This window comes from Bacteroidales bacterium (assembly GCA_031275285.1).
Taxonomy (GTDB): domain Bacteria; phylum Bacteroidota; class Bacteroidia; order Bacteroidales; family UBA4181; genus JAIRLS01.
In genome coordinates, this window is record JAISOY010000148.1 from 1 (window position 1) to 10322 (window position 10322).

General features: G+C 38.7%; 11 protein-coding genes. 8 read left to right on the forward strand and 3 right to left on the reverse strand.

Features of this window, described 5'->3' with window-relative positions; all coding sequences use genetic code 11:
• Positions 1–148: 148 nt before the first annotated feature.
• The 8 genes from LBQ60_14960 (at position 149) to LBQ60_14995 (ending at position 8290) form a co-directional block, all read left to right on the forward strand.
• Entirely contained in the window at positions 149–730 is a 582-nt protein-coding gene (locus LBQ60_14960) for a phosphoglycerate mutase family protein (protein MDR2039220.1), read from the forward strand.
• A gap of 37 nt (positions 731–767) precedes the next feature.
• Positions 768–1634 (forward strand): hypothetical protein, encoded by an 867-nt coding sequence (locus LBQ60_14965; protein MDR2039221.1) that lies wholly within the window; start codon positions 768–770, stop codon positions 1632–1634.
• Positions 1635–1693: 59 nt separating this feature from the next.
• Positions 1694–2536 carry a hypothetical protein gene (locus LBQ60_14970; protein MDR2039222.1) on the forward strand — a complete coding sequence of 281 codons (843 nt, stop codon included), beginning with the start codon at positions 1694–1696 and terminating at the stop codon, positions 2534–2536.
• A gap of 282 nt (positions 2537–2818) precedes the next feature.
• Positions 2819–4267 (forward strand): nodulation protein NfeD, encoded by a 1449-nt coding sequence (locus tag LBQ60_14975; protein MDR2039223.1) that lies wholly within the window; start codon positions 2819–2821, stop codon positions 4265–4267.
• 10 nt (positions 4268–4277) lie between these two features.
• Positions 4278–5474 carry a PatB family C-S lyase gene (locus LBQ60_14980; GenBank protein MDR2039224.1) on the forward strand — a complete coding sequence of 399 codons (1197 nt, stop codon included), beginning with the start codon at positions 4278–4280 and terminating at the stop codon, positions 5472–5474.
• Between the two features lie 66 nt (positions 5475–5540).
• Positions 5541–6545: a DUF6340 family protein gene (locus LBQ60_14985; GenBank protein MDR2039225.1), complete on the forward strand. Its 1005-nt coding sequence runs from the start codon at positions 5541–5543 to the stop codon at positions 6543–6545.
• Positions 6546–7778, forward strand: coding sequence for a M48 family metallopeptidase (locus LBQ60_14990; protein MDR2039226.1), 1233 nt, complete (start codon positions 6546–6548; stop codon positions 7776–7778).
• A 29-nt stretch (positions 7779–7807) separates the two neighbouring features.
• The gene (locus LBQ60_14995) at positions 7808–8290 is read left to right on the forward strand and encodes a DUF456 domain-containing protein (protein ID MDR2039227.1); all 483 of its coding nucleotides are present in this window, start codon (positions 7808–7810) and stop codon (positions 8288–8290) included.
• On the opposite strand, the gene LBQ60_15000 is transcribed toward LBQ60_14995, so the two are convergent.
• The 3 genes from LBQ60_15000 to LBQ60_15010 form a co-directional block, all read right to left on the reverse strand.
• Complete coding sequence (locus LBQ60_15000; GenBank protein MDR2039228.1) at positions 8291–9256, reverse strand: hypothetical protein; 966 nt, start codon at positions 9254–9256, stop codon at positions 8291–8293.
• 16 nt (positions 9257–9272) lie between these two features.
• Entirely contained in the window at positions 9273–9956 is a 684-nt protein-coding gene (gene tmk, locus LBQ60_15005; GenBank protein MDR2039229.1) for a dTMP kinase, read from the reverse strand.
• Positions 9957–9978: 22 nt separating this feature from the next.
• Positions 9979–10322 (reverse strand): hypothetical protein (locus tag LBQ60_15010; protein MDR2039230.1); only part of this gene is annotated, 344 nt, incomplete at its 5' end.

The following is a 10322-nucleotide window of genomic DNA, read 5'->3' on the forward strand; positions in this document are numbered from 1 at the left end:
GTGATACTTGTTCAATAATGGATAGCGTTCTACGCATCTGCAAGTATGCTTAATCGTATGAAAACAGAACACCCGGATAACAAAAGTCAGTGTATTATTTTTATTGTTTCCGACTTACACTATTTTTGTCCACTTAATATCGAAGTGGATGGATGTACTTGAAATTTCCCAACGCAACCAACAAATAGCCTGGAATATCCTTGAAAAATCGCAAATGATCCGGCTATGGGAAAGTATTGGCGGCAAGGTAAATATCGTTGGCTCTTTAAAAACAGGCTTGTTGATACATAGAGACATTGATTTACATATCTATACAGAAAATCTATCCATCACAGATAGCTTTTTAGTGGTGGGAAAACTGGCCGAACAACTGGCTCTAAAAGATATTCAATATAAAAATCTCATCGATACGGAAGAAGAATGTATCGAATGGCATGCCATATACGAAGATGAAGAAGCCAATTCCTGGAAATTTGATATGATCCACATCCGTAAAAATTCCAGATATGACGGCGTCGTCGAAAAAGTAACCGATGCTATCATCCGTAAATTAACACCTGAAATACGTGAGGCTATTCTCCGCATAAAGTACGATATGCATGAAGATGAGATCATCCCGGGCATAGAAGTATATAAGGCTGTCTTTACAGGAAAAGTCCGAAGCTATCAGGAGTTCATGCAATGGCATAAAAAAAATCCATTGACAAACAGTCTGGAATGGATGCCTTAAATCGTACCTTTTATTTTTTCTATAACTGAAATAGCCCATGGATCGATTACAGGAGCATATAGACAAACAAATCCGGTTTAACGAGGGAAAAAACCTGTTTTATGAGACATTAGACGAAAGCATGAAATTTGCAGAATCGACCATCGACCTGATCCGGAATTTAGATAATATTCCCCGGGAAAATATAGAAATGCTGATTGATTACACTACTGAAAAAGTATTACAGGAATTTTGCCGGGTCAATCAATACCTATCATTTAAAGATGCTGATAAAAGCAATCTGAGGAAGATATATGTGCAATTATTCGAAGAGATTTGCCGAAAAAAAACTCCGATGGATGTTATTTCCCGGAATCATTATCAACATTTAAAAAGCTGGTTGCAAAAGACCAATTCTTTTTTACAGGATATTTACCGGGAAAAAGACCAGGCTTTGGAACCAGTTGTATGCTCAGAATATAGTGCAGACCTGCAGAAAAGTATTTTTTGCCTGGACCGGCATGTATTGTCAGCACCTATCCTGGATATTGGATGCGGAAAGGAGTGCCATCTGGTGAAAAGCCTGCGGAAAGAAGGATTGGAAACTTATGGGATAGACCGGTTTTCAAATGAATTACCTTATATAGAAAAGACAAACTGGCTGGAATATGATTATGGGAATCAAAAATGGGGGACAATCATCAGTCACCTGGGATTTTCGAATCATTTCATTCACCATCATCTGCGTAAAGATGGAGATTTTATCGGGTATGCAAAAAAATACATGGATATCCTGAATGGATTAAAAACCGGAGGTTGCTTTTATTATGCCCCGGATCTTCCGTTCATAGAAGCATACCTTGATCCTGAAAAATTTTCCGTTACAAAATCATCCGGTATGTCAATGATCAAGCGATTAAAGTAAACAATGTCCGTGACCAGTTTGATTGAAGAATCAAAAAGTATTTTAATCATAAAATGAGTATGAGTAATATGAAAAGATGGGGAATAATTTTAATCCTGGTTTTTAATCTGACATCACTTTTATTGGGGCAGGAAACCAAAAGCGTTTTGGAAGAAGGAAAGCTTTTGTTTCGACTGGAAAAAGCTTCCTGGTACGGAACAGATGATTTTCTCGCCCGATTCTCTAATAAGCGGGATAGTATCGGAGGATACCTTTCGTATGTAAATGAAAATGATCAGGTGGTGAATATATTTTTTAATCGGGACCAGCCATCTCATATATTTGTCCGGTACTATTTTGATAGTTTGCCAGGAAATAAGCCTGTTGAAATTGATTCTCTCGATCATACAGCCAGTCAATTGGAAAATGACCTGATCGCTATCAGGCAGGATGCGAGCAGGCAGATTTTAGAAAATCCGGATAAGTTCTTTTCTTTCTACGAAAACACAGCCATGAATCTAATCCCCTTAATTGAAGGTGATAAAAGAAAAGTGTTCATTTTGACCGCTTCTGAGATCCCCCATGTTGTAATGATCGGGAACGACTATCTGTTAACCTATAACCATGATAATAAGCTTATAAAGAAAGAACAGCTACACATATCACTACTCCGATATCCGTATACATCGGGTGATCCGGAAAATAAAATGTCAACCACATATCATACCCACGTGATTTCCGATTATATCAATTCGACAGATATCTGCACATTATTGTTGTATAAAGATTTTGTAGAATGGAAACAACATCATGTCATCGGTAAAAAGCATGTTTCCATTTTTGACCTGGAAAAAGAAGACCTGGTAATCATGACGAAAAAAGCATGGAACAAGCTCAATAAACTCCAAAGAAAAAAGAAATAAACAGCTTGTCGAAGATGCTCATTTATAAACATGCAGTTATAAACTGCAACATGAATCTTCAAACAGGAGAATATCTCCATCAGGAATAGCATTTCAGCATAAAGAAAAATTTGTATTTTTACGAACAAATTATCATCGACTTTAGAATTTTATTCCAATAAAGCAATCATTGAAGCCTTTTATCTGTAACAGAATGCTATATTTCGTATATTTGTCCATGTAATACGTTCCTGTTATACCTAATTGTTTCAAACAACATTTCATAAATATAATCAATTGATTATGAGTCAATCTTTTTATGTCCGGACTTCAAAATACAGTATTCCGTTCCTACGGATGAGTATTGTCCTCCTTCTTTGTATATCAAGTTTCCGGTTAGAGGCCAATGATAGTATTGCTATCCCGTCCTCCAACAAGGATATAGTGTATATATTCGATCTAAAAGATGAAATCGGCCCTTCCACCTGGCGTACTACGATGCAGAGCATCAATCAGGCCGTTGAAATGAAAGCGCGGCTGATCATCATCCATATGAATACTTACGGGGGATTGGTAGATGCAGCTGACTCCATCCGGACTAAAATACTCAACTGTCCTATCCCTATTTATGTATTTATAGATAATAATGCCATTTCTGCCGGTGCTTTGATCGCTATTGCGGCCGATAAGATATACATGAGGGAAGGCGCCAGTATTGGTGCGGCTACTGTTGTCAATCAAACCGGTGAAGCCGTACCGGATAAATACCAGTCATTTATGCGATCGATGATGCGTGCTACCGCAGAAGCACACGGCAAGGATACGATCATCACTGGAAAAGACACGGTATACCGTTGGAAACGTGATCCAAAGATTGCCGAAGCAATGGTTGATCCTACAGTCTCCGTAAAAGGACTGATTGATTCCACCAAGGTACTGACAATGACTGTTGAGGAGGCTATAAAGGTCGGTTATTGCGAGGGGAAAGTAGAAAAAATTGAAGATATCTTGGCAATCAATCAGATAGCTGATTATGAGGTAACACGCCATATCCTTACTCCTTTGGAGAAAGTGATTCATTTTTTACTCAATCCTTACCTGCAAAGCGTTCTGATCATGTTGATCATCGGGGGGATTTACTTTGAAATACAAACGCCTGGCATCGGATTCGCTATTGTGGTATCTATTGTTGCCGCCTTACTCTATTTTGCCCCCCTCTATCTTGAAGGAATAGCCAACCATTGGGAACTGGCGCTCTTTTTTACCGGGCTGGTATTAATAGCCGTGGAAATATTTGCACTTCCGGGATTCGGGGTTGCCGGCATTTCAGGTATCATATTGATGGTATTCGGGCTTAGCCTGGCAATGGTAGATAATATCGTTTTTGAATGGGACTTTTCATACGGGCTAAAGGCGATACTCAAATCCATAGCATTGGTGGTTGCTTCGGCAACTATCGCATTATTGCTTTCTATCTGGCTGGGAAAATTTTTCTTCCAAAACAGTAACCTGAAAAAAATCACACTACAGGCTGAACAGAAAAGCTCGGAAGGTTATGTTAGCTTTGATAACCTATCAAATATGGTAGGAATGACAGGTGTCGCCCGTTCGATACTTCGTCCCGGAGGAAAAATAGATATTGATGGCAGGTTATATGATGCCATATCTGAAATAGGTTATATCAATCCCGGTGAAAAAGTAAAAGTAATACGGTTTGAAACCGGGCAATTGTATGTTATGAAAAACGGTTAAAATCTTTTATTTGTCTATTTTTACTATGCAATCATATACTTCTTCCTATTTTGATAAGATCATTGATCGGCGGAACACACAATCTTATAAATTCGACAGGTTACCCGATGTTTTTGGCGAAGATGATATATTGCCCTTATGGGTAGCCGATATGGATTTTCGTGTTCCCCAGGAAGTCTCGTCCGCCATCAAAAAACGGATGGAACATGAGATATACGGATATACTTTTCATTCCGGAGCCTTTTTCCAATCAGCCGTTGACTGGGTCAAACGCCGTCACGGATGGACCATACAACCGGAATGGTTCTCTTTTTCTCCGGGAGTCGTTTCCGCACTGAACTTTTGTGTGATGGCATACAGTGAACCGGGTGATAAAGTGATCATCCAGACACCTGTTTATCCTCCGTTCTACACGGCTGTCAGTGACCATCAACGTACAATAGTGCGTAATCCTCTTAAAAAATCCGGCGAACGGTATGAAATGGATTTTGATCATCTGGAAAAAATCATTGATGATAAAACAAAAATGTTGATCCTGTGTCATCCGCATAATCCTGTTGGAAGGGTTTGGACAGAGGCGGAATTAACCCGCCTGGCTGAGATCTGTGTCAGGCACCGGTTAACCGTTGTATGCGACATGATCCATTCCGACCTGATGCTTAATAAAGCTTCCTGTCCGTCCCTGATTGATATTTCCCAGGATATTGCCTCCCAGACGGTTTCCCTTATCGCTCCCAGCAAGACTTTTAATATTGCAGGCCTAAGCACCTCGTTAATGTTCACATCCAATCCTGTTTTAAAGGAAAAATTTGAGCGGGAAGTCAATAAAATACATGTCGGATCGGGAAATATATTCGGAGATGTAGCATTTGAAGCTGCATACCGATATGGAGACCAGTGGCTGGATACGCTTATTGATTACCTGAATACCAATTTTGACCTGTTGGACGAATGGACAAAAAAATCATCTTACGTCCGTTATATCCGTCCTGAAGGCACTTTTCTGGCGTGGCTGGATTTTTCACCGTCGGGCTTGTCGGGGAAAAAACTATATGACACTGTAATATCCAAAGCAAAGGTAGGATTGAACAGAGGTATTGAATTCGGATCCGAAGCCATGTCTTTCATGAGGATAAATGTCGGATGCCCGTCACCCATACTTAAAAAGGCCATCAAACAAATAGATGATGTGTTGAGTCGGATTTAATATTTTTTAATGAACATATCCGGACAAAATAATTACTTTTGCATAAAACCATTATTTGCTGAACATTTGATAAAAGTTTTCAAATATCTGTTTGTTGTATGGATGTCGTTATTCACATCGGCATGTGTGGTTATACGTGAAATTCCTATTGAAACGCTGCAGCCTGCAAAGATTACATTTAAGGATTCCAGGAAGAAAATCGCCATTTATGCTCCGCCTTCACTTCTGGATGAGGCCATCCAAAGCAATGAAGCAACATACGGGGTACATACTGACTCCCTGATAAACAATACCCTTTATTCCTTGAAAAGCCTTCTGGAAAAGGCTCCCGGCTTTGAACGAACATCTTTTGCAGTTTTTGTTACTGATGATCATAGAAAAATACCTCAATCTTCCGATTTTGATTATTTTATCAGCCTCGACCATCTTCAGTTGAAAAACAGGCATTACATAGAACAATACTCTTTCCAAACGTGGGAAGCATCCGTTGAAGTCTTTTATATTGCTTTATGGTCTGTAAGAAATCGTGACGGCGATATTATAGAGAATTATATCGACCGGGATATCCGGACCTGGTTTTCCGGAATTATATCAGACTGGACTGCAGCAGCATCTCCATCTTATAGAGTTGATGCCGTAAAGACTAAACTTCCTTCTATTAATGATATATGGTGGGATCTTGGAATTATATTGGCAAGATCCTGTACCAAGTTTCTTGCCCCTCATTGGCAAAAGGAAGAACGGGCTATATATATGCTCAATAAGTTTCCTGAGTTATCAGGGCTAGCATACACAGCCCTGAAAAATAACGGACATGAACGCGCTATAAATATATGGGAAGAAATGTTGGTCGCCTGTCGTAAAAGGGGACAAAAGAAAATAAAAGGTAAAATCAATTATAATATAGCCGTTGGCCACGAATATATGAATCAATTGGATGAATCCATCCAGTGGCTACAACGTTCCATCAATTATTCATCAAATAAAGTAAATACCACTTATTTACGTCTTTTAGAAAACAGGAAAAAACAGAGCATAATTCTCGATCAACAGACCAATAGCAATTATTAGATGTCACCCCACATTGTTTTTGTATTCATTGTCACTATCATTATTGCCGATTTTTTACTCGAAAGTTGGCTGGATTACCTCAACCTAAAAAACCTGTCGGAGAAATTACCACCTGACTTGAGTGATATTTATGACAGTAAGAAATATATTCAATCACAGAAATATGAACGCATCAATATTCGGTTTGGTCTGATTACAGGCACATTCAACCTGATGATCATCCTGCTGATGCTTTTTCTTGACGGGTTTGCCTGGGTAGATAAAATGGCGGCCAACATCAGTACCCATCCTATTATACATCCATTGATCTTTTTTATGATCTTGGGATTAGCCGTTGATCTGTTGAATACCCCTTTTTCCATTTACGATACTTTTGTTATCGAACAAAAATTCGGGTTCAATAAAATTACGCCCAAATTATATATTACCGACAAAGTGAAAGGATGGTTGCTCTCCGGTATCATCGGAGGAGGAGTTTTAGCACTCGTTATCTGGTTTTATCTTCATACCACCTCATACTTCTGGTTTTGGACATGGGGTTTGGTTATCCTGTTTATGCTGTTTACCACTACTTTTTATTCATCACTCATTGTTCCTTTGTTCAATAAGCAAAAACCCCTCGAAGAAGGCGATTTAAAAAATGCCATCACCAGCCAGGCCGAAAAGGCCGGATTTCATATTGACCGCATCTATACCATTGACGGATCGAAACGGTCTACAAAAGCCAATGCCTATTTCAGCGGATTAGGACGAAAAAAAAGGATCGTATTGTATGATACCCTGATCAAAGAATTATCAACTGAAGAAATTGTTGCAGTATTGATGCACGAAATAGGCCATTATAAAAAGAAACATATCATACAAGGCATGGTTTTATCTACTATACAGGCCGGAGTGATGTTATTCATCCTATCCCTGTTCATTTCCCAACCTGTCCTTTCCCAGGCATTAGGTGTATCAACCCCCAGTTTTCATATCGGTTTGATTGCATTTGGTATTTTATACAGCCCGATATCTGTGATGATCGGACTGATGCTGAATGTATCCTCACGCAAACATGAATACCAGGCAGATGCTTTTGCTGCAAAATATGGTATGGGAGAAGCCCTTATCGGAGCATTAAAAAGATTATCTGTAAATAATCTTTCTAATCTGACCCCGCATCGGGTCTATGTATTTTTTCATTATTCACATCCTACTCTTTTACAACGGATAAAGAAATTAAAAAATTGATCGGTAAGATTCACAAAAAATAAATCCGTATGTTTCTTGATATCGTTTTGGTAATAACAGGTAGTTTGTTTATCCTGACAGGCTTAGTCGGATGCATTGTTCCGGCAATACCTGGTCCCCCTTTAAGTTATATCGGATTGTTGCTGCTACAGGCCACTGATTTTGCAGATTTTTCAACCCGCTTTCTGGTAATTTCAGCTGTTATTATGATCATTGTTACCGTACTGGACTATTTTATCCCTGTATGGGGAACAAAAAAATGGGGTGGTAGCAGAGCAGGGATGATCGGAGCTATGGTAGGACTGGTCGCAGGTCTTTTTTTCCCGCCGGCAGGCATTATTTTAGGCCCTTTTTTAGGTGCCGTTGCCGGAGAATTGATCACCGGCCGTGAAACCAATGACGCGTTAAAATCCGGGATAGGTTCTTTTATCGGATTCCTGGTAGGGACCGGCTTAAAGTTAGCTACTTGTATTGCCTTTACCTATTATTTTATCAAGGAATTAGTGGTATAATTAATAGTATTCGTACGTATATTTATACAACGAATGCAATTTATAAGAAGCAAAATAAGATTCTACCTCAGAATGGATACCTTTGGAATCATAGGTCATTTTCTTGGATGAAATACCGTTGGAACGATTATTTTTTTTCCATTTTTCCAGTTCCAGATAACTTCGATCATTGTACTTATATTCATGAGAAACATATCTTTCACCTTCAAGATTGATTGTTTCTTCTTTTATAATCCGATTCTCAGTATCATATTCATATATCTTCTTATATTCAAGAAGATCACCCCGTTTCCTGGCCTCAGATAATAACACGCCATCATCCCGATATTCCAGATCGAGCATATAGACCACATTTCCCTGAAAATCCGTTTTCACCTCAGAAACAAGGAGACCTTGTGGAGTATACGCATTTACCTGTTTAAAAATTAATTCATTATTGGCGTCAAATATGAGTATCTCTGTTTTATTACCGGAATAACTCAATTTCCTCTTCTCAACAACTACATTATCCAATGTGTATGTCATTTCCACCAATTTCCCATTCTCATATGTGTAAGTGTTGCTATATGAAGCAACGCCATCAAATCCATATTCTTTAATCTTGTTACCTTTTGAGTCATATACCATTTTCTGGCTATACTGTAATTTTTCACGATTACCTTGGTAACGCTCATGGTTCACCCTTTCGTTTTTATTGTTATATTGGTAAACGATTACAGAAATGATCTTGTCGGAAGCATTATAATTCGTTTCCTCTGTAATATCCCCATTCGCATTGAATTTCCTGACAGATGATTTATATCCTTGGGAAGATGGTGTCCCGTTTTTATAATCATGGGTATATTCTATCTGTGTTTTCACTTTGGCTTCGGCCATGCGATCTCTCTCGGCAGTTTTAATATCGTACTGGGCATTTACAGCAAGCAATCCGACAAACAAAAACCATATAGTGACCAATTTATTCACAATCCTTTTATTATAATTATACGTTTATCTTCTTTTCATTCAAACCGGCCAAAACTTTGTCAAATACCTGTTCAACCGGCAACATGGAGTTATTATCATTACAACTGATCTTTAAAAAAGCGTCTTCGTCCGATAACAAAAGATAGGCATTCCGTACCTTTTCCTGAAAATCAAGGTCAGCTTCATGAATATCCCTTTTCCCGTTCAGATACGTACGTTCATCTCCGCTTCTGGCATTGGTTAATTTCTGATGGGTAAAACCAAAAGGAACATCCAGGAAAATATTCAGATCCGGTTTCGGCAGACCATGATATTCAAATTCCAGATGTAAAATCCAGTCACGCAAAATCTTCTTTTCTTTCTCATTCTCAATTTTGGCACACTGGTAGGCTATATTTGAATACACGTAACGGTCCAAAAGCACAAATGCATCTTCCTGCAACCATTTTTCCAATTCCGGTTTAAAATCAAAACGATCTCCGGCATATATCAATGCCACAAGATATGGATCGACCTGATGGATCTCTCCCAAGTCTCCCCTTAGGAAGCGAGCGATCAATTCTCCATATACCGGACTATCCGTACGTGGGAAATGCAATAAATGACATTTATGTCCACGCGAAGATAAGTACTCATATAACTTATTGATTTGAGTTGACTTACCGGATCCATCCAAGCCTTCTATTACAATTAAACCCATTATGATCAGCAAATGATTAAACTTAATTCTCTTTCAATCCAAATAATATGCCAACACAACCAAAAGCCAGTTCTTGTTCTGTATCATCTTTCTTTTTTGCTTTGGGTATACGTATGGTTACTTTTATTTGCTGACTGGATTCCGAACGAAAATCCCACATCAGGACATTCTTATGTTTACGGTTATCAAACAATATGTTCCGGTGAATATCGGAAACGACAAATTCAACACCCGGTAAACTTTGATCAGCACAAATATATAACCGGTATTGTTGTCCTGCAAAGATAGTTTTATACACCTCAGCTTCCTCTCCCTCACTCATAATTGCCGCCTGATAACTCCCATCATGAATATAAGGGGCTAACT